We start from the raw sequence: 24,575 nt of genomic DNA, 5'->3' as shown, positions 1-24,575 counted from the left end.
AACGGCCCTGCTCTCGCCGAAAAGATGCTAGGGTCCGAAAAGCGGGCGGAATCGCTCCGTTGTGGCGGCGGCCGGGGAATTTGCTCCGATGTCTCGTAAAACGACCTTGGTGATTGTCGCGGCCGTCGTCGGGATCGGCGGCTATTTCGGTTATCAATATTGGCTTAGCAAGCAGAATGCGCTGCCCGCCGGCATTGCTTCCGGCAATGGACGCGTCGAGGCCAAGCTCGTCGACATCTCGCCGAAGGAATCCTTGCGCGTCAAGGAAATCCGCTTTCAGGAAGGCGACCTCGTCAGGCCCGGCGACATCTGCGTTCTAATGGACACCAACACGATCGAGGCGCAGCTCGAGGAAGCCAAGCTCAACGTCGTCGCCACCCAGGAAAAAGAAGCGGTGGAAAAGGCGACGATCGAGCGGATCAAGGCGCAGATCGAACTTGCAAAGGTCGAGGTCGTTCGCAGCAAAAATCTTGTCGCTCAGCGCGCCGGTTCCCAGCGTGAGCTTGATGTGCGCAATACGCAACTGAAGACCACGACCGCGAGTCTCCAGGAAGAAGAAGCCAAGTTGCGCACGATCCTGCAGGAGGTGGCCGTCGCGCAAGCGAAGGTTGCGACGATCCAGACGCGCATCGACGACGCAACGCTGCGCTCGCCGGTGCTCGGGCGCGTGCTCTACAAGCTCGCGGAGGTCGGCGAAGTGCTGGCGGCCGGCGGCAAGGCGATGACGCTCGTCAATCTCCAAGACGTTTATATGGAAATCTATCTTCCCGCCGCCGACGCGGCGCATGTGAAGCTCGGCGCACAGGCGCGCATCGTCCCCGATCACGTCGAGGGCCGTACCGTCGCGGGCTATGTGAGCTTCGTCTCGCCGGAGGCGCAATTCACGCCGAAGCAGGTCGAGACGCGCAGCGAGCGCGAAAAGTTGATGTTCCGCGTCAAGATCAAAGTGCCCGAGAAGACCGTCTCTGCTTTCATCGAATATTTGAAAACCGGCGTGCGCGGCGTCGGTTATGTGAAGCTCGACGACTCCGTCGAGTGGCCGTCCTGGCTGCAGAAGACGCTGGAACCGCCCGAGACCAACGGCAAGGCGGCCGCCGCCAGAGACAACGGCCAGTGAGCCGGCGCTGATGCGCCCAACCGACAAGCGCGCAGAAGCTCGGAGACCATGAGCACAGAGCCGCTCTCCGCCACAAAGGCCGAAACGCCTGACGCCGTCGTCTCGATCGAGCGCGTCACCCACCGCTATGGCGCGACGATCGCCGTGGATGATCTCTCGCTCGAGATCCCGTCAGGCCGCATGGTCGGCGTGATCGGGCCCGACGGCGTCGGCAAATCCACGCTGCTGGCGTTGATCGCCGGATCGAAAGAGATTCAGCAAGGCAAGGTGATGGCGCTTGGCGGCGATATGTCCGACGCGCGCCACCGCCGCGAGGCCTGCCCGCGCATCGCCTATATGCCGCAGGGCCTCGGCAAGAATCTCTATTTCGAGCTGAGCGTGCAGGAGAACGTCGACTTCATGGCGCGGCTCTTCGGGCTCTCGAAGGGTGAGCGCGCGGATAAAGTCAAAGAGCTTCTCGACGCCACGGGTCTCGGCCCCTTCCCCGACCGCCCGGCCGGCAAGCTCTCCGGCGGCATGAAGCAGAAAGTGGGTTTGTGCGGCGCGCTCGTGCACGAGCCGGACCTGCTCATACTCGACGAACCGACCACCGGCGTCGATCCGCTGTCGCGCCGCCAATTCTGGGCTCTGATCGACGATATCCGCGCCAGCCATCCGTCTATGAGCGTCATCATCTCGACGGCCTATATGGACGAAGCCCAGCAATGGGATTGGATCGTCGCCATGGATGCGGGCAAAGTGCTCGCCACCGGCGCGCCCGCCGAGCTGATGGCGCGCACCGGCGTGAGCGATCTGGAGAAATGCTTCATCGAGCTTCTGCCGGAAGAGAAGCGCACGGGGCATGTCGATCTGACCATCCCGCCGCGCCCGGAAGGCAAGACGGAAATCGCGATCGACGCAAAAGGGCTGACGCGTCGTTTTGGCGATTTCGTTGCAGTCGACCATGTGACGCTGACCATCGAGCGCGGCGAAATCTTCGGCTTCCTCGGCTCGAACGGCTGCGGCAAATCGACGACGATGAAAATGCTCACCGGCCTGCTGCCGCCCACGGAAGGGACGGCGACGCTCTTCGGCCAGTCTGTCGAAGCCGGCAGCATAGAGGTGCGCAACAATATCGGCTATATGACGCAGGCCTTTTCGCTCTACGGCGAATTGACCGTGCGTCAGAACCTCCTGCTCGACGCCAAGCTCTATCATATCCCCGACGAAACGGCGCAGGCGCGCATCGATAGCCTCGTCGAGAAATTCGGCCTCGGTCCTTACATGGACGCGCTCGCCGGCGATTTGCCCATGGGCCTGCGCCAGCGCCTGTCGCTCGCGGTTGCAGTTCTGCACGATCCGCCGCTCCTCATTCTCGACGAACCGACTTCCGGCGTCGATCCGGTCGCGCGCGACAGCTTTTGGGAACTGCTGATCGATCTGTCGCGCAATCAGGGCGTGACGATTTTTGTGACCACCCATTTCATGAACGAGGCGATGCGCTGCGACCGCATCTCGCTCATGAACGCCGGCAAGGTGCTGGCCTGCGACGCCCCGCAGAAGCTCATCGAGGCGCGCGGCGCCGCGACGCTGGAGGAAGCCTTCATCGGCTATATGGAAGACGCGATCGGCGTTGACGCCGCGAGCAAGAGCGACTCGGCCGCCAAATCCGCGGAGGAGCGCCAAGAGAAGAAAGCGCCGGCGCCTCTCTCCGGCCTGGCGCTGCGGCTCGAACGCATGCGCGCCTATAGCGCCAATGAAGCTATGCAAATCCTGCGCGATCCCGTTCGCCTCGCCTTTGCTTTTGTCGGCTCGGCCTTGCTCATGCTCGTCTTCGGTTTCGGCATCACGACGGATGTCGAGCATGTCCGCTATGCGACCTTCGATCACGACCAATCTTTCGAGAGCCGCGCCTATCTCGACGAGTTCCGTGGCACGCCGCGCTATTTCGTAGAAACGCCGGCAGTGGAGTCCGCCGAGCAGGCTCTGAAGCGGCTCCAGGCCGACGACATATCGCTCGTTCTGGAAATTCCGCCTCGTTTCGGAAGAGATTTACGCAAAGGCGCACGGCCCGAGGTCATGGCTGAGATCGACGGCGCCAATACGTTTCGCGGCGAGACGGTGTCGCAATATGTGCAGAATGTGCAGAGCACCGCTTTGCGCGATCCGGCGAATGGTCTCGATCTGAAACCGCAGAAATACAGCGCGAATTTCCAGGAACGCTACATGTATAATCCGACGTTCGAGAGCGTCTATGCGATGGTCCCGAGCGTCCCGCCGATCCTGCTGATCCTGATCCCCGCCATTCTGATGGCGATCAGCGTGGTGCGCGAGAAGGAGCTGGGCTCCATCATCAATTTCTACGTCACGCCGACGCGGCGGATCGAATATCTGCTCGGCAAGCAAATTCCCTATATCGCCATCGGCATGCTGAATTACCTCATCCTCGTCGCCATGGCGGTCACCGTATTCGGCATACCGATCAAGGGGAGCTTCCTGATGCTCACCCTGTGCACGCTGCTCTATGTCACGTCGACGACCGGCATCGGCCTCGTGATCTCGACCTTTGTGAGCAGCCAGGTCGCCGCGGTCTTCATCACCGCCATCGTCACGCTGCTGCCCACCATCCAATTCTCCGGCATGCTGCAACCGGTTTCGACGCTCGCCGGCAACGCCAAGATCATCGGCTCGATCTGGCCCACCAGCTACTACATGCATGCGAGCACCGGCGCCTTCACCAAGGGGCTGGGGCCCGATCTTCTCATGCGCGACGTGATCTTCCTCGCCTGCTGCATCCCCGTTCTCTGGACCGTGAGCACGCTCGGGCTCAGAAAGCAGGAGAAGTAGCGATGAAGTCCCTGCTCAATATTTTCTGGCTTGGACTGAAGGAGCTTCGCAGCCTCGCGAGCGACTCCGTCATGCTCTTCTTCGTCGCCTACGCCTTCACGGGCTCGATCTACGCCCAGGCCACCGGCACGTCGAGCGAAGTGAATAACGCCTCCATCGCCTTCGTGGACGAGGACCGTTCGGCGCTCTCCAACGAGCTCATCAACGCCTTCTATCCGCCCCGCTTCCAGGAGCCCGAGTTGATCACCGCCGACGAGGCGGAGCCGGCCATGGACGAAGGCCGATATATGTTCGTTGTTTCTATTCCACCCCGCTTCCAGTCGGATCTGAGCGCCGGACGCCATCCGGACATTCAACTCAGCATCGACGCCACCGCCATGCAGCAGGCGTCGATCGGCGCGGGCTATATCAAGAATATCGTCAATCAGCGCATTACCTCCTTCTTCAGCCGCGCCAGCGGCGCGACGCCTCAGCCGATCGATCTCGTCATTCGCCGCCTGTTCAATCCCAACGGCGTAACCGCATGGTTTGCGAGCATTGTCGGCATCATCAACGAGGTGACGATACTGACCATCATTCTCACCGGCGCCGCGGTGATCCGCGAACGCGAGCATGGAACGCTGGAGCATCTCCTCGTCATGCCGCTGACGGCCTTCGAGATCGCGATGGCGAAGGTCTGGGCGAATAGTCTCGTGATCCTCTGCGCAACGGCCGCTTCGCTCTATCTCATCGTGATGAAGGCGCTGGAAGTTCCCTTCGCTGGCTCTGTCGCCTTATGGTTCTCCGGCGTCGGGCTCTATCTTTTCTTCGCCACTGCGCTCGGCATATTTTTAGGCACGGTCTCGCGCTCCATGGCGCAATTCGCGCTGCTCATCATTCTCGTGGTCGTCGTGCTGGAGCTGCTTTCGGGCGGCAATACGCCGGTCGAAAGCCAGCCGGTCTGGCTGCAATACATCACCTTCTTTCTGCCGTCGCGGCACTTCGTCAGCTTCTCGCAGAAGATCATCTATCGCGGCGGCGGCTTGAGCGCGGTCTGGCCGCAATTTGTCATGGTCGCGGCCATCGGCCTCGCCTTTTTCAGCTACAGCCTCTCGCTGTTTCGAAAATCCATCGCGGTGACGAAATGATGCGCGCAAAGAAAAAGCTGCGTTCGGCGGCTTATTCCCGCCTGCCCCACAAAGACGCCCTCTCGCTTATGGGCTTGGCGCTCGCGATGAACGGCTGTGCGGTCGGCCCGGATTTCCAGCCGCCGGAAGCGTCGGTCCAGGACAATTGGATCGAAAAAACCGACAAGCGCGTTTCCAATAAACAAGTGATGAGCAATTGGTGGCGCGCGTTCAAGGACCCGACGCTCGATCGCCTCGTCAATCTCGCCGCCGAGCAGAACCTTCCCGTGCAGATCGCCGGGCTGCGCATTCTCGAAGCGCGCGCCCAGTTGGGAATCGCCATCGGCCAACTCTTCCCGCAGCAGCAGGAGGGCAACGGGGCCGCGACCTGGAACAAGCTCAGCGAGCAGGCCGCGAATAGAGCGAGCCTGCCGAAACACGCCTTCGCCGATTATTCGATCGGCTTCGACGCCAGCTGGGAGATCGATTTCTGGGGCCGTTACCGTCGCAACGTCGAGGCGGCGGAAGCGCAAATGTCGAGTTCGATCGCCGATTACGACAATGCGTTCGTTTCGCTCACGGCGGAAGTCGCGCGCACCTATGTCAGCGTACGGACCTTCGAGGTTTTCATCGAGATCGCGCGCGAGAACGTGAGGCTGCAAAAGGACGGCCTGCAGATCGCCGAAGCGCGCTTCCGCAATGGCGCGACCTCGGAGCTCGACGTCGCCCAGCAGCGCGCCCTGCTCGAAAATACGATCGCCAGCATTCCCGATTTGGAGACCGGCCTGCAACGCGCCAAAAATGCGCTGAGCGTGCTGCTCGGCCGCCCGCCGGGCGGCGTGGATAAATTGCTGCACGGGCCGCGACAAATCCCCTCCGCCTCGCCACGCGTCGCCGTCGGCCTGCCGGCGGAGCTGCTGCGCCGCCGGCCCGACATCCGCAAGGCCGAGATGAACGCAGCCTCGGAGAGCGCGCGCATCGGCGTTACGGAAGCCGATCTCTATCCGCGCTTTTTTCTCTTCGGCGAGATCGGCGTGCAGGCGTCGGATTTAGGCAAAATCTTTGCGCCCGGCAGTCTGTTCCTCACGACGGGTCCGAGCTTCCGCTGGTCGCTTCTCAACTATGGCCGCATCGCCAATAATATCCGCGCGCAGGACGCGCGCTTCCAGCAGGCGCTGGTCAATTACGAAGATACGGTGCTCAAGGCCGCCCGCGAGGTCGAGGATGCGCTCATCGGTTTCCTGAAGGCGCAGCAGCGCGCCGCCAGTTTGCAAAATTCGGTGAAAGCGGCCGAGCGCGCCGTCGAGCTTTCCTTCATCCAATATCGCGAAGGCGCGGAAAATTTTCAGCGCGTGCTCGACGCTCAGACGCGATTGCTGGAGGAGCGCAACCGGCTCGCCGACACGCGCTCGAACATCGCCACCAACCTTGTGGCGCTCTACAAGGCCCTCGGCGGCGGTTGGGAAATTCGCAATGGCAAGCCGATCGTGCCGGAGATCATGCAAGCCGGCATGATGAACCGCACCGACTGGGGCAATCTCCTGCCCGCCGAAACCCCGCCGCCCGCCGAAACACTACCCCTGCCTACGCCGGCCGCGCAAACGCCGCTGCTGCTGCCGCCCGATTACGAAGCGGCGCCGATGCCGCCGGGCAGGCCGGCGAATTAAAGCGGACCCTTTGGCCGGGCAGCGGACAGGTTTAAATTAGAGCTGGCGTCCGAGCGGGCTTGCGATGCGAGAGCCTCGCTCACAGCCTTTGACGATCGCCATGCAGCTCTGATTATGAGCACTGCGGCCGCGAGAAATGCGACAGTAATGAAGGTGAAACTCACCGCTGCGGAAAGTGGGAAATACGGCTCGATCGCCGGCGCATCTGCAGGGGGCTTCGCAATCAAGGCCCTCTTCAGAAATCCCAGAGGATTGAAGAAAGCGCCATAACAGCTAGCGCCAATCACCCACCACGGCGGAATGATCGAATACTGCCGAAAAAGCAGCGCAAAGAGAAATATGAATTGGGCCATCATCAGGTAGTCTATATGCGCTCTGATGAGACTGTTGCGATCGACAATGAGCCCTGCGAGTTGCCCGTGCGGGAAGAACAGGGTTACCGCCAAAACCCAGGCGATCGTAAGGGCGATTGCCAACAGCAGGCTGGCAAACGCTAAAAGGAAAGTATTGCGCATTCCTGACCTTCTTTAAATGATGACGCGCGTTTCCGCGTCGAATTGCGATAAGGAGATTATCGATGGTGGATGAGACGCGCTTGTATAAACGTGCTGCGGTGATCGAACAGCCAGCTCCGCTCCTGCATATCGGGAGGGGGTGCGCATTTTGGGCGGGCGCCACAGCCTATCTCGGAGACCACCAAGGAGGCGCCCCGGTTCTCTTGGCTGGCCTCTACGGTAAGTTTCGTTTGCGCTTGCGAGGCGGCTCCTGGCTTGCGTGCCGCGCTGCAATCATTCCTTCCGGTATATGGCATGAGTTGAATTTTGGCGGAGAGCCGTTCGCTGCTCTGTACATAGAACCGAACCTGGGCGCGTTAGATGCCCTGTTCCCTCTTCTCCGTGGTTTTCGAGAAATCGACGGCGTCCTGCTCGGCGACTCGGCGGAAATCCCGCTGTTTCGCTCATTCTATGAAAATTCATCGAGTCCGCAGTGGGTTGAAAATGCGCTGTGCGACCTAACGATGTTTGCCAAGAAGACATCGCACGCAGAGCCGATCGATCCCCGTCTTTCCGACGTCGTCGATTTTCTCCATGAACGTTATTTTGATCTGACTCCAGTGGACGATCTCGCGCGGAGTGTCGGCTTATCCGCCTCTCGTTTTCAGCACCTGTTTACACAGCAGATTGGCGTTCCATTTCGTCGGTACCGCGCGTGGAGCAGGCTGCGGGGCGCTTGGCGCGACGTCGCCGAGGGGGCTTCCCTTACCAGGGCCGCACATGCCTCGGGCTTCTTCGATTCGGCCCACTTTGCGCGCGAGTATCGGAGGACCTTTGGCAAAGCCGCTTCCGATGGTCGAAGGATCGCACGAACGACGCAAATGATCATGCACAGCGCAGCCGACGACGGCGAGGCCGGCCCGCAGCGTCATCGCCGAGAATGACGAGGGGCGACGGCTGGGCGCGGAAGCGCGATGCAGTCGGCGCCTTGTTTGTGATCTCGAAAGCCGACCCGGCCGGCTCTTGCCAGATAAAACCGCGCTTCGCAGCGTCTACAGTCAATATATACACAACAACCAGCAGAAGATTAAATGCTGTTTACTATCACAATTCTGTTGACCTGAGCTTTATCTGCACATTTAATTGCTGATACAGACGAATTCAGCTCACCCAGCCCTCGCGGCAGGGAGCGCATCAATATTTTGCCTCGGAGCATCGCGACAAAACGATCGGCGGCGGACGCAATGAATTATTTCAGCAAAGCCAACAATGAGGATTTCTTCATAGCCCGAGGGGAAGCCGAGCTGTGCGACAGCCTGCCTCCCGCGTCCGAGAAGAACCGCATATGGTATGTTTCAGCCTTGAATAGCCAAGCAACGCTCGTGCACCTCTCAACTGATTTGCATCGCATTGTGAGCGCAGAGCGAGGTCGCTTGGTGGGAACACGGAGTTCCTGCCTGTACCGGGTGATCGGCGTCGAGGACAGAAACAAAACTAGCTCGCAAACGTTCCACAAGAAATACGACCCGTCCGCCTCGGACAGTGAAATTGCGTGTCTGTTCAGACTGCTCGACAGCGTCATTGACAGCGTCTTGGATAGTTGCGTCAAGAATGAGAGAATAGGCAAGAAAACGAACATTCTGATCAACTCGATGCTAAAGTTGTTCGTCATCGACAGCATTTTTTACCTGCTGAGCGCCTGCGAGGACCGGGACGCATCACCCAGGCTGACGGGAATGCGCGCGAGGCATATGAGCAATATCCTGAATGAAATTCAGGAGAACTATACGGATCCGGAACTATCCCCGTCGAGGATCGCGCGGAGTCTGTCGATCACCGTTCGATATGTTCACGCACTTCTCAAGCAGAGCGGGAAGTCGTTTTCGGAACGCTTGCAAGAGCTTCGATTGACCGCCGCCCACCGCATGCTGAATTCCGCCTATTTCGACGCGAGTCGCATTGGCGACATTGCCTATCAGGCGGGTTTTTCCGACCAATCCCACTTCAATCGTTGCTTCAAGAAACGTTTTGGCGCCTCGCCGCGCATGATAAGGCGGCAGGCTCGAGCCAAGCATGGAAGATATATGCACGCCGCTCCGCCTGATGCGGCCCCCGGCAATTGGCCCAGCGATTGAGTTATACCATTTCCGTTTGAACAGCTCGCATGGGGGCTTGTCATTCCCCGGCGGGCTGAAAGCCCGACCGGAAATCCAGAGCCATAGGCACGCTGGTTTTGCTCTCTATTCCCGATCGCTCGCTTTGCGAGCGTCGGGAATGACGCCGAACCAAGCAAGCGGATCTCGTATTATCGTACGCAAAATCTCGCACACGCAATGACTGGCTTTGTGTTTTTATTCAGCATCCAGAAACGCAACGACATTGCCGGTGTGCGGGTGAAATGCCATTCTTACGACATGAGCTACTCACTGATGATCCACGGCGGCGCTGGCGCCATAGGCGCGCCCGAGCGCTTCGCTCCCTCGCTACGCGCCATCATCGAGACCGGCGCCGACCTGCTCACAAAAGGCGCCTCCGCGCTCGACGCTGTGACGGAATGCGTCCGCCTCCTCGAGGACGATCCGATCTTCAACGCGGGGCGAGGCTCCGTTCTGAACGCGGATGGGGCTGTCTATTGCGACGCGTCCATCATGGATGGACGCGACCTGTCGGCCGGCGCCGTGGCTGGCGTCAGACATGTGCGCAACCCTGTGCTGCTTGCCCGGCTCGTGATGGAGCGGACGCCCCACGTCTTCCTTATCGGCGAAGGCGCCGAACGCTTCGGCCGCGAACAGGGCGCGGTCTTTGAAGAAGACTCCTATTTTCTCACGCCCGACAGGCAAGCGCAGCTCGCCCGCGCAAAGGCCCGTGGCGCAAGGACGCTCGATCACGCTGCGACCGACGAGGGCAAGCTCGGGACCGTCGGCGCCGTGGCGCGAGACAACGCCGGCAATGTCGCGGCGGCGACCTCGACGGGCGGCCTCGTCAATCAAATGATCGGCCGCGTCGGCGACTCGCCTGTCATCGGCGCGGGCGTCTTCGCCGATAATGAATCCTGCGCAGTCTCATGCACGGGGATCGGGGAGCAATTCTTGCGCACGTCGCTGGCGCGCGCCGCCGCCTTCTTTGTCGAAGCACAAGGGATGACTGCGGCGGACGCGGCAGCGGCGGCGATCGCTTATCTCGTGAGAAAAGTGAAAGGTTCGGGCGGTCTGATCGTCGTCGATCGCAATGGCGGCTGCGGCGCCGCTTATTCGACTCCAGGGATGCTCAGAGCTTCGTTCGAGAACGGCGCGATATCAGTCGCAGTCTGATCTGCGAGCCCTCGCCAGCCCAATGGTTGCGCCTCTTGTCCCGATAAGCGAAAAGCGCCCAGACTGTCGATCTTGGAGCGTTTTATGGATCAATGGATTGCCCATGTCGCCAATTCCGTCGGGACCGACCCCGCCATTGCGCGCCTTGCAGTCGGCCATGTCTTTGGCTTCCTCCTCAAGCGATATCCCGACGGCCCCGCCGACGAATTGATCGACGCCATCCCGGGCTCCCGTGCGGCCATCGCCGAGGCGGAAACGGCGCCGCGCAAAAAGAGCCTGCTCAGCGGCGTGCTGGGCGGGGCGGCCGGGCTGATGGGCGGCGCCAAAGGCGATATGCTCGCGCTGACCTCCGAGCTTTCAGCGCTCGGCCTCTCGGCGAATCAACTCAAGCGCCTCGCCCATGAAATTTTCGGCGGCGCCGAGCTCGTCATCGGGAAGGCCAAGCTGCGCGTGATGACCGACCCTATTCCGGGCCTTTCGCAATTCCTCTGGCCAAACGCATAAAAAAGAGCCGCGCGGACAAACGCCGCGCGGCCTTCGTAACTTATTGGTTGTAATAAGCGACGCAGACGCGCTGGCCGTAGTAATCATAACCCCATCTCGCGCAGCGCGGCGCCGGAGCCGTCGCGGCGCCGACAAGCGCGCCCGTTCCGGCGCCGATCGCAGCGCCCGCGAGCGTGCCGGTGGCGCTTCCGCCCGAGGCCAGCGCGCCGATGCCGGCGCCGCCCAGACCGCCAATCGCCGCGCCGCCAAGGGCGCGATCGCCGGGCGAGTTGCAGCCAGCCAGCGGCGCCGCAATAATCGCCGCCGTCAGCAGCAGAACCTTTTTCATATCCGTCTCCTTTCGGAAATGACCCGCTCGCGCCTCGCGCGGCGGCCGCCAAATCTTCGCCAAAACTAAGTTTTCAGGTCTTCGGCGAAACCAAGTCTTCGACGCAAACGCCCAGGAACCCGCCGCACGGCTGAGCGACATTCAATCGACCCGCCGCGAGGGTGACGCGCCAGCGATGCTTCTGGCGTGGCGGTGAGACTAAAGAAAAGCTCCGCGCGTCGCTGTCGCGAAAATGCAACAGGCCGTTTGTTTCCGCCGGGGGCCATTCTAACTTGGCCTTTCGGGCGCCTTTGCGGCGGCGATCATCGCGGCGGGCTTGCGCGGTGGGCTTGGGGGGGTGGGCTTGGGCTCGCCAGCCAAATTTGGTAGCAAAGCGCCACCCCCTCGATTGCAAAGGACAACCTATGGACGCCGCCCACCGCGCCGAAGAGTTTCGCCGCCGCCTGGATTCCGCCGCCGAAGCGACGGAAGCCGCGCTCGACGCCTTGCTCGGCCCGGCGGCGCTGCCGGACGAAATTACCCGCCCCGCGCGCCTGCTGGAGGCGATGCGCTATTCGACGCTCGGCGGCGGCAAGAGGCTGCGGCCGTTTCTCGTCATCGAGAGCGCGCGCCTCTTTGGCGTCGAAGACGCGAGCGCGCTGCGCACGGCCTGCGCGCTGGAGATGATCCATTGTTATTCGCTCGTCCATGACGACCTCCCGGCGATGGACGACGACGATCTGCGCCGCGGCCGCCCAACCGCGCATAAAGCCTTCGATGAAGCGACCGCCATTCTCGCCGGCGACGGCTTGCTGACCTACGCCTTCGACGTCGTGGCCGATCCCGCGACTCACGCCGACGCCACTCTGCGCGCCGCGCTGGTGCTGGCGCTCGCCCGCGCCGCGGGCCTCGGCGGCATGGTTGGAGGCCAGGCGCTCGACCTCGCGGCCGAGACGGCGGCGGTGCCTCTCACGATCGAAGAGACGCTGCAGATGCAGGCGATGAAGACGGGCGCGCTGCTGCGCTTCGCCGTCGACGCCGGCGCCATTCTCGGCGGCGCGACAGCCGCGCAGGCGGCGGCGCTCACCCGTTACGGCAAGGCGCTCGGCGCCGCCTTCCAGGTCGCCGACGACATCCTCGACGCCGAAGGCGACACCGCGGCGCTCGGCAAGCGCGCGGGCAAGGACGCCGAACGCGGCAAGGCGACGCTGGTCGGTCTTCTCGGACTGGACGGCGCAAAGGCGCGTTGCGACGCGCTCGTGAAAGAAGCAACCACGGCGCTCGCCGACACGGGGCTCGCGGAGAAAACCGAAATCCTTGCCGAAGCAGCCCGCTTCGTCGCCGCGCGGCGCAACTGAAGCCACATGCCCACGCGCGAAACGAATCCGCGCCGATCGCGGTTTCTCGCGCCGTGGCGGATTCTGCGCGCGCATTATAGGCTTGTCATCTGCGGCGCGATCGGCGCCGCCGCCGGGCTCGCCATCCCGCAAGCGATCGATCGAGCCGCGATCGCCATCGACTGGCTTCCAACCGAATTCGCGCTCGTGACGCGCGCGCTGATCGGCTGGGATATCGCCGTGCTGCTTTATCTCCTCACCGCGGCGCGGATCGTTCTGCGATCGACGCATGAGTCGATCCGCCGTCGCGCGCAGCTTTCCGACGAAGGCCGCAGCGCCGTGCTTTTTCTCACGGCCACGACAACTTTCGTGGCGATCGGCGCCATCATCGCAGAGCTCGGGCAATCGAAGATGCTCTTCGCCGATGAAAAAGGCGCGCATATTGCGTTGGCGGTGACGACCGTCGTCACCTCATGGACATTCATGCATCTGATTTTCGCATTCCATTACGCGCATGAATATTACAGTGAGGAAGCCCATGCGTCGGATAGCGCCCTGCTGTCGCGCGGCGGGCTGAGTTTTCCCGCGACGCCGACGCCGCAATATATCGACTTCCTCTACTTCTCTTATGTCATTGGCGTCGCCTGCCAGACCGCCGACGTCGATATCTGCTCGCGGCCGATGCGCGCCGTGGCGCTCGTGCATGGCGTTGTCTCGTTTTTCTTCAACACCACCATCCTCGCCTTGATGGTGAATATCTCGAGCCAATTCGTCTGATGCTCGGCGCCGACGACAAAGCGCGCATCCGCGCCATTCTCGTGGGCTCGATCGGCAATCTGGTGGAATGGTTCGACTTCTACGTTTATTCGGCGTTCTCCCTCTATTTCGCCGACGCTTTCTTTCCCGGCGACGATCCCGTGGCGCAGATGCTCTCGGCCTCGGGCGTCTTCGCGCTCGGCTTTTTCATGCGGCCCATCGGCGCCTATATTTTTGGACGCATCGGCGACGGGCGCGGCAGGCGCGCGGCCCTGATGCTCTCCGTGCTCCTGATGTGCGCAGGCTCACTCATCATCGCCTTTGCGCCAACCTACGCCACGATCGGCAGCGCGGCGCCAGCGCTGTTGCTGTTCGCACGGCTGCTGCAGGGCGCGAGCCTCGGCGGCGAATATGGATCGAGCGCGACCTATCTCGCCGAGACGGCGACGCCGGAGAAACGCGGTTTCTATTCGAGTTTCCAATATGTCACGATGATTGCGGGGCAACTCCTCGCGCTCGTGGTGCTGCTCGTGCTGCAGAATGTTTTGCTCGACGATCATGCGCTACGCGCATGGGGCTGGCGCGTTCCTTTCGCCATCGGCGCGCTTCTCGCCGTCGTCGCTCTGCTCATGCGACGCGATCTTGTCGAGACGGCCGCTTTCAAAGCGACGCGCTCGGAGAAGGCCCGCGGCTCGCTACACGCGCTGCTCTTGCATAAGCGCGAGACGGCGACAGTCGTGGGTCTGACGCTGGGCGGCACAATCGCCTTCTATGTCTATACGACCTATATGCAGAAGTTCCTCAAGCTCTCAGCGGGGCTGAGCGCCGCGGAGACCACCTGGATATCCGCAGGTTCTCTGCTCTTCGCGCTCCTGCTGCAACCGATCTATGGGGCGCTCTCCGACCGCGTCGGACGCCGCCCCATGCTCATCGCCTTCGGCCTGCTCGGAACGCTCTTCACCGCGCCGCTGCTGACCGCCATTCAAGAGGCGCGCAGCGCATGGACGGCCTTCACCCTCATCTGCGTGGCTTGGCTAATCGTCAGCCTCTACACCTCGATCAATGCGGTGGTGAAGGCCGAATTGTTCCCCGCTGCGATACGCGTGACCGGCGTCGCTTTGCCCTATGCCGCGACCGTTTCGGTCTTCGGCGGCTCGGCGGAATATGTGGCGCTGTGGTTCAAGGCGCAGGGCCATGAAAGCTGGTTCTACTGGTATGCGAGCGCGGCGATTTTCGTGTCGCTTGCTGTTTATGCGACGATGCCGGAGACGAAGGAGAGGATGCGGAGCTAGACTAGCTAGTGGGACGGGCAGTTAAACGTTCTCCGAAACCGGCCCTATGCCCAAATCCGCCAAGCGGACGGCAAGCTCGGGCGCGAGCATCGGCGTAACCAGAGCGCTCGCCGGTGCCTCAATGATTTCCGCATAGCCCGCCGCGCCCAGATGGCGATGAACCCAGATCGTCGCTCGTATCGCGTCGACGACCCAGATTTCTCGAATGCCATAGGCGGCGTAAATCCCGATCTTGCGGCCCTTGTCGTAATTCAGGCTCGAATCCGCGACCTCGATTGCGAGCAAAACCGCTGGGCCGTCGAGCGCCCTCAAATCGAGGTCGCGCCGAAAGACGCAAAAATCGGGCTCGACGAAAGTTGAGGCGTCGAGACGCAGTGTTGTTTCCGGCGCCACGGTCAAATTCTGTGGCGCGACTCTTTGAAAGAAACGATTGAGTTCAATTTTGAACCACTCATGCCGAGCGCCTTTTGGCGACATGGGCACGACCTCCCCGCCGATCAGCTCGAACCGCTCGTCCGCGTCGATGATGCCGACGCGGACCATCTCCTCGATCTCACCCACGCTAAAGCGCCGCCGGAGCATGCCGTCGGCAGCCTGGGTGACAAGAGGCAAAGCGTCTGGTCGCAGATGCGGGTTCATGGCGGAGGATGATAACACGCCGCGCGCCAGGGCGGCGTGGTTTTTCTAAGATGCAGCGAGCCTGAAGGCTCGCGGTCCTTGTCGCCTCTGGACCACGACCCTTCAGGCTCGCATCACCTGCCCTAACTGGGGCTCAGTTATCCAGGAAGCTCCGCAGCTTCCGGCTGCGGCTCGGATGCTTCAGCTTCCTCAGCGCCTTCGCCTCGATCTGACGGATACGTTCGCGGGTCACCGAGAACTGCTGGCCGACTTCCTCCAGCGTGTGGTCGGTGTTCATGCCGATGCCGAAGCGCATGCGCAGCACGCGCTCCTCGCGCGGCGTCAGCGAGGCCAGAACGCGCGTCGTCGTCTCGCGCAGATTCGACTGGATCGCCGCCTCGATCGGCAGCACGGCGTTCTTGTCCTCGATGAAATCGCCGAGATGCGAATCCTCCTCGTCGCCGATCGGCGTTTCGAGCGAGATCGGCTCCTTGGCGATCTTGAGCACCTTGCGCACTTTTTCGAGCGGCATGGCGAGCTTTTCGGCGAGTTCCTCCGGCGTCGGCTCGCGGCCGATCTCATGCAGCATCTGGCGCGAGGTGCGGACGATCTTGTTGATCGTCTCGATCATATGCACCGGGATACGAATCGTTCGCGCCTGGTCCGCGATGCTGCGCGTGATGGCCTGACGAATCCACCATGTGGCGTAGGTCGAGAACTTGTAGCCGCGGCGATATTCAAACTTATCGACCGCCTTCATCAGGCCAATATTGCCTTCCTGAATGAGGTCAAGGAACTGCAGGCCGCGGTTGGTGTATTTCTTGGCAATGGAGATGACGAGGCGCAGATTGGCCTCGACCATTTCCTTCTTCGCCTGACGCGCTTCGCGCTCGCCCTTCTGCACCATATGCACGATCTTGCGGAACTCGGAGATCTCCAAGCCCGTCTCGGTCGCAAGCGCATGGATTTCGGCGCGCAGATCCTTGATGCGGTCCTTCTCCTCGGCGACGAATTCCTTCCAGCCCTTGGAGCGCAGCTGCGCGACGCGCATCACCCATTTGGGGTCGAGCTCCGAGCCGTGGAATTTGTCGATGAAGTCCTCACGAGCCACGCCATAGCTGTCGGCAAGGCGCAGCAGCTTCGTCTCATAGCCGATGAGACGTTTGTTGATGTCGTAGAGCTGCTCGACCAGCGCCTCGATGCGGTTCTGGTTCAGGGAAAGAGATTTAACGTCGGTGACGATCTCTTTCTTTAGCTGCTTGTATTTGCGCTCCTGAGCGGGCGTCAGCGTCTCGTTCTTGAGCTTGTTCTCGACGTTCTGATCCTGCAGGCGGCGCAGCTTCTTATACGCGTCGGCGACGCGCGCAAAGGTTTCGAGAACCTTCGGCTTCAGCTCCGCCTCCATGGCCGAAAGCGACACGGAATTCTCCATGTCGTCTTCTTCCTCGAAGGTTTCCTCAGGCGGAGCGCCCTCGGCAAGGCCCGCCGGCGGCGTGCTCGGCGCGGTGGCCGGCGCCATCTCGTCGCCCTCTCCCTCCTCGTCAGCAGGTTTCGCGCCCGCCTTGCCCTCCGGCCCGGCGTAAGTCGCCTCGAGGTCGATGATGTCGCGCAGCAGGACCTTTCCGGCCTCGAGCTCCTCGCGCCAGATGATGATCGCCTGGAAGGTCAGCGGACTCTCGCAGAGGCCCGCGATCATCGCCTCGCGGCCAGCCTCGATGCGCTTGGCGATGGCGATCTCGCCCTCGCGGGAGAGCAGCTCGACCGACCCCATTTCGCGCAAATACATGCGCACGGGGTCATCGGTGCGATCGGCAGGCTCGGAGGAGCGCGTGGCCACCGCCGTCGCGCGCGGGCTCTCGACGACCTCGCCACCCTCGGCTTCCTCTTCCTCGGCGGCCTGCTCTTCCTCGGCGTCGTCCGGATCGTCGCCCTCGGAGACGGTGATGCCCATCTCGGAGAGCATGGCGTAAACGTCCTCGATCTGGTCGGAGGAAACCTCCTCAGACGGCAGGACGGCGTTCAATTCGGCATAGGTGACGAAGCCGCGCTTTTTGGCGAGCTTGATCATCCGCTTGACGGCGGCGTCATTGAGGTCGAGAAGCGGCCCGTCGGCGGCGTCTACCGTCACGGCGCCTTCGTTATCGGCCTTATCTTCATCTTTTTTCGCCATACACAGCTCCACACGGTCCCGAGCGCCGCGCCTCACGGGGCTGCTTGCAGGACCTCGTATTCGTCGATGGTCTCCAGAGGTCCCGAACTCCGGCCTTTCCCCTGCCCGGCGCGGGCAACAGCCTGGGCGCCGACTCATATCCACATTCCGTGCGGGCTCTTAACGTCCCGCTAACCACACTCAAATTGCGCGCTGGGTCCACAAAGTCAAAGCGAACGCGTCGAACGGCCCGAAGAAGCCCCGAACCCTTCGAGAGCCGCTTCCGCGCCATCTAGCGCGGAGAGTTGCGTTTGAATATCCCTCAGACGCGCCAAATCTTGCTCGCTGGAATTCTCGGCCAGTCGGGCTTCCACCGCGCGAAGCTCCTTATTTAGCGCCCAGAAACGGCGATGCAAGACCAAAGCCTGACGCAAGCTCTCTGCGGCGTCGGCGGGCGACGCCTCCGGCCGCACGCTCCAGAGCGCCGCATGGGCGACCATGCCTTCGAGCCGCGAAGCGGAGCCACTAAGACCCGACTCTTCAATGCCTTGCAATAGATCGGCGCGTTCGCCGCCCCCCGCTTCGGTCCAGCGCACCAGCGCATCTCGCAGGGTGGACGCCTCGGTTGAGGCAAACTCCAGTCCCGCGACCTCCTCGACCTGGGCCGCAAGCACTTCGGGGTGATTCATCAAAATCAGGAGAATCAGCGCGTCGCGCGGCGCGATTGGCGGCTTGACGCCGCGAAAGAGCGGCGAATTGGCGAGCGATTGGCTGATCCGCACCGGCCCCGACGCCTCGGGCGCGCCGGGACGGAAGGGGCGGCCGCGCCGCGGCGTAAAATCACGCCCCCTGGAAGGCGCCGCGGGCGCGCGGCCAAAAAGGCGGGTAAGACGATCGCGTAATTCCTCTCCGTAATAGCGGCGCAAAGTCTCGTCGCCGATCTGGCCGGCGATCTCGCGCAGGCGCCGCTCCAGCCCGGCCCGCCGCTCCGGGGTATCGAGGACGGCGCCATCGGTTTCGCGCATCCACAGTAGATCCACGAGCGGCAGGGTCTGGCTCAAAGCCAGCTGCACGGCGCTTTGGCCGCCGGCGCGCAGCAATTCGTCCGGGTCCTGCCCATCCGGCAGCAGCACGAAGCGCAGGGTCTTGCCGGGGCCGATGAGCGGGAGCGCCGTATCGACCGCGCGAAAGGCCGCCTTGAGCCCCGCCTTGTCGCCGTCGAAGCACAGAATCGGCTCCTCGGCCATGCGCCAGAGGAGATTGCATTGCTCGGGCGTGAGCGCGGTGCCCAGCGGCGCGACGGCATGCGCGAACCCTGCCGCCGTGAGCGCGATGACGTCCATATAGCCCTCGACGGCGATGACGGTCCCGGCGTCATGGGCGGCTTTGCGGGCGTTGTGGAGATTGTAGAGCGTGGCCCCTTTATGGAAGAGCGGCGTCTCGGGGGAGTTTAGATATTTTGCCTGTGCGTCCGCCTCCATGGCGCGCCCGCCGAAAGCGATGACCCGCCCGCCCCGGTCGCAGATCGGGAACATCACGCGGTTGCGGAAACGGTCGTAGGGAACCGGGATATCGTCGCCGTGAATGAGCAGCCCGGCCTCGATCATAATCTCGACCGCCGCGCCCTTCCCTGCGAGATAATCGCGCAGCGCGTGGCGCTCAGCCGGCGCGAAACCGAGGCGGAATTTCTCGCGCGAGGCGGCGGAGACCTGACGGCGGTCGAGATAGGCCCGCGCCTCACGCCCCGCGGGGGCCGCGAGCTGCTTTTGAAAGAACTCGGCCGCCCACTCCAGCGCGTCGCCGAGCGTCGCGCGGCGTTGGTCTTCCTCCCGCTGCTCCTGGGTCTCGACCGGCATCGGCAGGCCGGCGAGGGAGGCAAGGCGCTCCACAGCTTCGGGGAAGGTCAGCCCTTCCGTCTCCATTAGAAAGGCAAAGCCGTCGCCGTGCTTGCCCGAAGAGAAGTCATGGAAGAAGCCCTTGTGGTCGTTGACGTAGAAGGACGGCGTCTTCTCGGCGTTGAAGGGCGAGAGCCCACGCCACTCGCGGCCCTGTTTAGTAAGCTTGACCTTTTTGCGCACCACCTCGGAGACGGGCACGCGCGCCCGGATTTCGTCGAGGAAGGAGGGAGAGAAGCGCATGAGGGGGGTTTAGCATGAAGGGCGTCGATTTAGGCGCCGCTTTTGGCCTTGGTCGCGCGCCAGGCCCGCCAATCCACAGGCTGGGGTTCGGAATGCTCCACGACTATCGCCCCCGGCGCAACCCGGTCCGTGAAAAGCATGGCGTTCAGACACTCCCAGCGGGCGCTCGGCGCCACCAGCCCGTCGAAACCCAGGAAATAAGCAGCGTCGGCGACCTCCTGCGTGCGGGCGTAATCACGCTCGCGATAGTGCGCGACATCGACGCCAAGGGCGGCGAGCGTCGGAAGATCGGCGATGCGCAGCGTCTCCCTGGCCTCGACCTTCAGCTTGTTCACGTACGAGACCAGTTTCGACGGAAAAACGGGCTGAAGGCTCAGAAGCGCATGGATTTCAGCAAGTGCGCCGTCGCGTTCGAGAGACGTGTAGAGTACGTCGTAGGTCCCGTTACACCAGCGGCTATTTGAAGCGGAGCCAAGCGTCGGGTCTCGTCCCTCCCGGCATATCCGCCAGACCGGCTGGGCAAAGGGCTCCCGCTTGAAGGCGTCGATGGCGTCGAGAAGCGCGATGTCACGGGCGCGCCGCGACTCAGACATAGGCGCCCGAATCCAAAGCCTCGATCACGGCGAGCACCTCTTGCGTGCGGCCGCTATTGATGAGGTCGATCGCCCGCTCGCCCTTTAGCATTGGATGCGGCGTATGCAGCCAGAGGCGCGTCTCTTCGGGCGTATAGAAATCCCCAAGCCGGTCGACCACGTAGCGCAATTCGGCGATGACCGTCTGTGTGCGTAAATCCGGGGTCGCCTTGCCGCTGGACCAGCGGGAGACTGTGGCGGGGGAGACCTCGACGATATTGGCAATGTCCTTCCCCTGGAGACCGCCGTCTTCCCGGAGGTGGTCGATAATTTTTGCAACAGCCGTCGCCATTTCCCGCTCCGATCTGGAACATCATATGGCGGGCGATTTCAGGAAATCAATTCCTGAAATCGTTTTGCAACTCTCAGTTCTTCGCAAATGCCCGAAACGGCTCCCCAAAATTCGGCAGCGTCGTCACCGGCCCGCCGTCGAAGCTCAGCGGCCCCGAGAGCGTCACGCGCACCGCCGGCGGCTCCACGGGCTTGAAATGGCGGTCCATTACGCCGATGGCGCAAACCGCGCTCGGCGCGACGCCCGCGCGGCATTGACCGTAGAGCGGATCGCTCGGCAGCAGCGAGCCATAGCCATAGGTGATCTGGTCGGAGCGCGAGTTGAAGATGTTGAAGGCGTCGAGCTGCACGCGCCAGCCGTCCGCCCAGCGATAGCCGAGCCTGGCGTTGACCGTGCCCGTCGCCGGCGACTTCAGATAGCCGTCCTCGGTCAGCGGGCGGGGGCCGATGTAGCGATATTTGATCGCTCCGAACCAGCCCGTCGCCTCGCCGAGCTCCAGCCCGCCCATCGCCGTTATGGCGACGGAATTTTGCAGGAAATTGCCCGGCGCATTGCCGAGGAAGGTCCCGTAAGGCAGCGCCTGCGGCGTCAGCAGATCGGCGTAGGCAAGCGCCTGCTGCTGATCGACGCCGCGATAGCGCGCATGCACCAGCGCCACGTCGCCGTCGAAATTGACCCAGGAGACGGGTCGGTAATGATTGGCGATCTCGACGCCGTAGCGGCGGCTCGGACGACCGAAGATCGTCGTGCCGCTATCGCCCTGAAACTGATTCTCGGAATCGAGATTGAGCCAGAAGAAGCTGACGCTCGAATCGAGCCCTTCGAGGAACTTGGTGCGCGCGCCAATTTCCGCGCCACGCGACTTCACGAGCAGCGGGATGGGCGCCACGGGCAAGAACGTGTCCTGAGCCGATAGCGCCGTCGTGTCGACCTGCTGCACCGTTCCGCGCGCGTCGGTCGAATGGAAGCCTTCCCCATAATTGGCGAAGAGCTCCGTCTTCGCCCAGGGCCCGAGGATGATCGAGGCCTTGGGGCTGAAGAGCGCCGCGTCCTTCGAGCCGCTGTTGAACGGCCCCGTCCAAAGGAAGGCCGGCGTTCCGGCGGCTGAAGCGACCACCGGCGCGCCCCACAGCGATTGCAGCGAATTGACGTTGGCGTTGTAGTAATCGAAGCGTCCGCCCGCGACCGTCTTCAGCCAGGGCGTCCAGCGCACGCTAGTGTCGGTCCAGAAGCTGATGCTGCCCTCGCCCACGCCGTCATTGCGCACCGTCTCATAGGGCGTGCGGCGGAACGAGTTCTGCAAGCCGACGCGAATATCGTCATAGCGGCCCTGGACGCCGATCCGCGTCTCGACCGGCAGTCCGAAACTGTCCCATTTGATCGTATGCAGGCCATTGACGCCCGCGATCCAGCGCCGGTCGAATTGGCGGAACTGGTCGCCGAGAGTGGGGTTCGAAACGAAATATGTGAAGTCGTTGTAGAGATCGAGCGTGGACCGCACGACATAAGCTTCGACGCGGCTCGAATGGTTGCCCTCGGTCTGGCTCCATCGGCCGGAAAGCGAGAAGCGGGTGGTGTCGCCGCCGTCCGTCGGGTTCAATGTGCCCCAGAGCGAGAGAAGCCCGCTGTTGACCGCCCGCTCCGGAATTTGATCCGTCGAATACCAGCGGTTGGCGTAGCCCATGAAGGTGACGGCCGCGCCGTCTTCCTGCGTGCCCCGCTGCCAGCGGAACACGCTGTTGATTCGGCGCAGATTGTCGCCGCGCTCCCAGGGGCCGTTGTAATATTGCGACTCGACGGCGCCATAGGCGGAGCCGCCGGCGAAATCCTTATAGGGAGCGATGGCGAGCGCGCGCCCATAGCCGAAGCTACCGCCGGTGACCTGGTAGAGCCCCTTATCGATCTTGTCCTTGTATTGCAGGTAGATCGAGCCGGCCGAGGAGAAATCGCCGTCCTGCGCGTCATAGGGCCCCTTGCGCGCGACCATATAACCGAGCAGCTCGGGGATCATGAAGTTGGCGTCCGCATAGCCCTGGCCGTGGCCATGCGTGCGCATGTTGAGCGGCATGCCGTCCAGATAAAGCGCGAGGTCACTGCCGTGGTCGAGGTTGAAGCCGCGCAGAAAATACTGATTGGCTTTGCCCTCGCCCGAGTGCTGGGTCACGACGAGGCCGGGCACGATCTCCAGAGCCTCGCCGGGACGCGAGAAGGGGATGGCGTTGACCTCCTTGCCAGTGAAAAACTTCTCGCTCGACGAAGTGATCGGCGGCGGCGTGGGGCCGGCGGGCGCAGCGGGGGCCGGCTGAGCCACGGTCAGCGGACGCGGCGCCGGCACGATATGGGTGTGGTAGACCGCATGGGTATGGGTCTGGCCGCCATGGGTATGGGTGACGGCATGCGTATGGCCGACGGTGATCGTCGGCAGCGCCTGCTGCGCCAGGGCCGGGGAAACGCCGAGAGCCGCTCCAATTGCGAAGACAGAGACGGACGTGAGACGGTGTTTCATTAGCCCCCCAGCCAAACTTAGGCGTGTGATCTTTTTTTAAAAGTTTCTTACGCCAAACTCAGGCTGTCAACGAGGCCGCGACCGAATTGGGCGCCACGTCACATTTTTGCAACAGAAATACCGCGTTGCAAAAAAACTCACCGATGCGCATGGCCGTGGCTGGCGTGAACCGGCGGCGCCTCCTCATCCTCCGGCTGCGCGGGAACCACGACAAGCTGCCCATAACGCACGCCGCGCTCGCCGATGAGATGGCTCGCGAAATGCTCGACCTCGGATTTCTGCCCCTTCAGCAGCGAGACCTCGAGACAGCTGGCTTCGTCCAGATGCACATGCAGCGTCGCGATGGACATATCGGCGTGGCTGTGATGGTCGTGAACGAGCTTTTTGGAGAGCTGCCGGGTCTCGTGGTCATAGACATACACGAGCGCCGCCACGCAATTGCGCGCGCCGTCGTCCGTCTTGGGCTCTTTGAGCAACCCCGCCCGCACGAGGTCGCGCACGGCTTCCGAGCGGTTCTGATGTCCGCCGGCCTCCATGTAGAGATCGAGCGCGCTCATCAGCTCGTCGTCGATCGTCACCGTCACGCGTTGCAAGGCAGTTGCTCCGGCTTGTGAACCCCGAAGCAACTAGCAACGCGCGCCCTATTTTACAACGCCGACCCGCACCAGCAGCCAATACATCCCAAAAGCGGCGATGATCGCGGAACATGCGTAGGCAAGCCGCGGACTGCGCTCACCCTTGTTGAAGACCTTGTCGATGGCCATAAGCAGGGGCAGCACGACAAGCACCACGCCGATCTGACCGGCTTCCACGCCAAGGTTGAAGCTTGCGAGCGCCGGCACGATGGCGCGTTGCGGGACGCCCAATTCGATCAGGCCGCTGGCGAAACCGAAGCCATGAATGAAGCCGAAGGCGAAAGTGTCGCGCCACCGGCCCTCTGTCTTGCGGGTGAAGAAATTTTCGACGGCGACATAGATGATGGACAATGCGATGGCGATCTCGACCCAGTAGCTCGGCAGGTTGACCAGTTGTAAGGCCGCCAGCGTCAAAGTGATCGAGTGCGAGACCGTGAAGGCGGTGACGATCTTCACGACCGGCCACACGCGCGTCGCCCACAGGACGACCGCGAGGAGGAAGCACAAATGATCGTAACCGGTCATGATGTGCTCGACGCCGGCGGCGAAAAATTTGGGCGCGAGCTCCCAAGGCGATAGCAAAGGCTTGGAGAGGTCGACGGGGGCGTCGCCGGGAAACAGCATCTCCTGCCCCGGCCCGGGCTCGGCGCCACGCTTCTGGGCTTCGGTTAGCTGCTCGTTCGCTTTCTTTTCGCCGACGCTGAAGAGATGCTTGCCGCGCGCCCCTTGCGCAGCAAGGGGCTTTTCGGGGTGATAGAAGATTTGTCCCGGCGCTTCCGTGCAGTCGAAATGCAGGACGATTTTGGCGTCGTAAGGGTTGGTCGGGTCCTCCCCGACCGAGCCGACCCGGCTCTTGCAGGCCACGCCCCCTCATTTTGCAGGGAGACG

21 protein-coding genes are annotated in these 24,575 nt (G+C 62.5%); 11 read left to right on the top strand and 10 right to left on the bottom strand.

Going from position 1 to position 24,575, the window contains the following annotated elements; genetic code table 11:
• The first annotated feature begins 88 nt into the window (after positions 1-88).
• Genes OGR47_RS04260 through OGR47_RS04245 form a run of 4 tightly spaced genes read left to right on the top strand, consistent with a single transcriptional unit; the run spans position 89 to position 6,716 of the window.
• Positions 89-1,117, top strand: coding sequence for an HlyD family secretion protein (locus tag OGR47_RS04260; protein WP_165050901.1), 1,029 nt, complete (start codon positions 89-91; stop codon positions 1,115-1,117).
• Positions 1,118-1,165: 48 nt separating this feature from the next.
• Complete coding sequence (gene rbbA / locus OGR47_RS04255) at positions 1,166-3,943, top strand: ribosome-associated ATPase/putative transporter RbbA (RefSeq protein ID WP_165050903.1); 2,778 nt, start codon at positions 1,166-1,168, stop codon at positions 3,941-3,943.
• Between the two features lie 2 nt (positions 3,944-3,945).
• Positions 3,946-5,070: an ABC transporter permease gene (locus OGR47_RS04250; protein WP_165050905.1), complete on the top strand. Its 1,125-nt coding sequence runs from the start codon at positions 3,946-3,948 to the stop codon at positions 5,068-5,070.
• Entirely contained in the window at positions 5,067-6,716 is a 1,650-nt protein-coding gene (locus OGR47_RS04245) for an efflux transporter outer membrane subunit (protein ID WP_246729640.1), read from the top strand. Before OGR47_RS04250 ends, OGR47_RS04245 begins: the two co-directional genes overlap by 4 nt.
• Here the strand turns inward: OGR47_RS04245 and OGR47_RS04240 are convergent.
• On the bottom strand, positions 6,713-7,231 hold the full coding sequence (locus OGR47_RS04240; RefSeq protein WP_206527427.1) for a hypothetical protein: 519 nt from the start codon (positions 7,229-7,231) through the stop codon (positions 6,713-6,715). The genes OGR47_RS04245 and OGR47_RS04240 overlap by 4 nt on opposite strands.
• Positions 7,232-7,293: 62 nt before the next feature.
• Between OGR47_RS04240 and OGR47_RS04235 the strand changes: the two genes are divergently transcribed.
• The 4 genes from OGR47_RS04235 to OGR47_RS04220 all read left to right on the top strand — a co-directional run bounded on the left by OGR47_RS04235 (position 7,294) and on the right by OGR47_RS04220 (position 11,025).
• The gene (locus OGR47_RS04235; protein WP_165050907.1) at positions 7,294-8,154 is read left to right on the top strand and encodes an AraC family transcriptional regulator; all 861 of its coding nucleotides are present in this window, start codon (positions 7,294-7,296) and stop codon (positions 8,152-8,154) included.
• A 300-nt stretch (positions 8,155-8,454) separates the two neighbouring features.
• A complete protein-coding gene (locus OGR47_RS04230; protein WP_165050910.1) occupies positions 8,455-9,345 on the top strand; it encodes a helix-turn-helix domain-containing protein in 891 nt (296 codons plus the stop codon).
• A 198-nt stretch (positions 9,346-9,543) separates the two neighbouring features.
• Entirely contained in the window at positions 9,544-10,521 is a 978-nt protein-coding gene (locus OGR47_RS04225) for an isoaspartyl peptidase/L-asparaginase family protein (RefSeq protein ID WP_246729641.1), read from the top strand.
• A gap of 84 nt (positions 10,522-10,605) precedes the next feature.
• Positions 10,606-11,025, top strand: a complete 420-nt coding sequence (locus tag OGR47_RS04220; RefSeq protein WP_165050912.1) for a DUF2267 domain-containing protein — start codon at positions 10,606-10,608, stop codon at positions 11,023-11,025.
• A 40-nt stretch (positions 11,026-11,065) separates the two neighbouring features.
• Here OGR47_RS04220 and OGR47_RS04215 read toward each other — a convergent pair whose 3' ends face one another.
• Entirely contained in the window at positions 11,066-11,353 is a 288-nt protein-coding gene (locus OGR47_RS04215) for a hypothetical protein (RefSeq protein WP_165050914.1), read from the bottom strand.
• Positions 11,354-11,757: 404 nt separating this feature from the next.
• Between OGR47_RS04215 and OGR47_RS04210 the strand changes: the two genes are divergently transcribed.
• The 3 genes from OGR47_RS04210 to OGR47_RS04200 are packed head-to-tail and all read left to right on the top strand — an operon-like array spanning position 11,758 to position 14,717.
• The gene (locus OGR47_RS04210; RefSeq protein ID WP_165050917.1) at positions 11,758-12,690 is read left to right on the top strand and encodes a polyprenyl synthetase family protein; all 933 of its coding nucleotides are present in this window, start codon (positions 11,758-11,760) and stop codon (positions 12,688-12,690) included.
• Between the two features lie 6 nt (positions 12,691-12,696).
• Positions 12,697-13,446, top strand: a complete 750-nt coding sequence (locus tag OGR47_RS04205) for a DUF1345 domain-containing protein (protein WP_165050919.1) — start codon at positions 12,697-12,699, stop codon at positions 13,444-13,446.
• Complete coding sequence (locus OGR47_RS04200; protein ID WP_165050921.1) at positions 13,446-14,717, top strand: MFS transporter; 1,272 nt, start codon at positions 13,446-13,448, stop codon at positions 14,715-14,717. The genes OGR47_RS04205 and OGR47_RS04200 overlap by 1 nt, the downstream gene beginning before the upstream one ends.
• A 21-nt stretch (positions 14,718-14,738) precedes the next feature.
• Here the strand turns inward: OGR47_RS04200 and OGR47_RS04195 are convergent, their stop codons facing one another.
• The 8 genes from OGR47_RS04195 to OGR47_RS04160 all read right to left on the bottom strand — a co-directional run bounded on the left by OGR47_RS04195 (position 14,739) and on the right by OGR47_RS04160 (position 24,551).
• A complete protein-coding gene (locus OGR47_RS04195; RefSeq protein WP_246729642.1) occupies positions 14,739-15,374 on the bottom strand; it encodes a Uma2 family endonuclease in 636 nt (211 codons plus the stop codon).
• 115 nt (positions 15,375-15,489) lie between these two features.
• Positions 15,490-17,505, bottom strand: a complete 2,016-nt coding sequence (gene rpoD, locus OGR47_RS04190; protein WP_165050923.1) for an RNA polymerase sigma factor RpoD — start codon at positions 17,503-17,505, stop codon at positions 15,490-15,492.
• A gap of 206 nt (positions 17,506-17,711) precedes the next feature.
• A complete protein-coding gene (gene dnaG / locus OGR47_RS04185; protein ID WP_165050925.1) occupies positions 17,712-19,622 on the bottom strand; it encodes a DNA primase in 1,911 nt (636 codons plus the stop codon).
• Between the two features lie 29 nt (positions 19,623-19,651).
• Complete coding sequence (locus OGR47_RS04180) at positions 19,652-20,215, bottom strand: RES family NAD+ phosphorylase (RefSeq protein ID WP_165050927.1); 564 nt, start codon at positions 20,213-20,215, stop codon at positions 19,652-19,654.
• Positions 20,208-20,546, bottom strand: a complete 339-nt coding sequence (locus tag OGR47_RS04175) for an antitoxin Xre/MbcA/ParS toxin-binding domain-containing protein (RefSeq protein WP_165050929.1) — start codon at positions 20,544-20,546, stop codon at positions 20,208-20,210. The genes OGR47_RS04180 and OGR47_RS04175 overlap by 8 nt, the downstream gene beginning before the upstream one ends.
• A 73-nt stretch (positions 20,547-20,619) precedes the next feature.
• Positions 20,620-23,052 (bottom strand): TonB-dependent receptor, encoded by a 2,433-nt coding sequence (locus tag OGR47_RS04170; protein WP_165050931.1) that lies wholly within the window; start codon positions 23,050-23,052, stop codon positions 20,620-20,622.
• Positions 23,053-23,189: 137 nt separating this feature from the next.
• Positions 23,190-23,645, bottom strand: coding sequence for a nickel-responsive transcriptional regulator NikR (gene nikR / locus OGR47_RS04165; protein WP_165050933.1), 456 nt, complete (start codon positions 23,643-23,645; stop codon positions 23,190-23,192).
• Positions 23,646-23,693: 48 nt separating this feature from the next.
• Entirely contained in the window at positions 23,694-24,551 is an 858-nt protein-coding gene (locus OGR47_RS04160) for a HupE/UreJ family protein (protein ID WP_306792330.1), read from the bottom strand.
• Positions 24,552-24,575 lie beyond the last annotated feature (24 nt).

Source organism: Methylocystis sp. MJC1 (assembly GCF_026427715.1).
Taxonomy (GTDB): Bacteria; Pseudomonadota; Alphaproteobacteria; order Rhizobiales; family Beijerinckiaceae; genus Methylocystis.
This window is presented reverse-complemented; position numbering and strand designations above follow the sequence as displayed.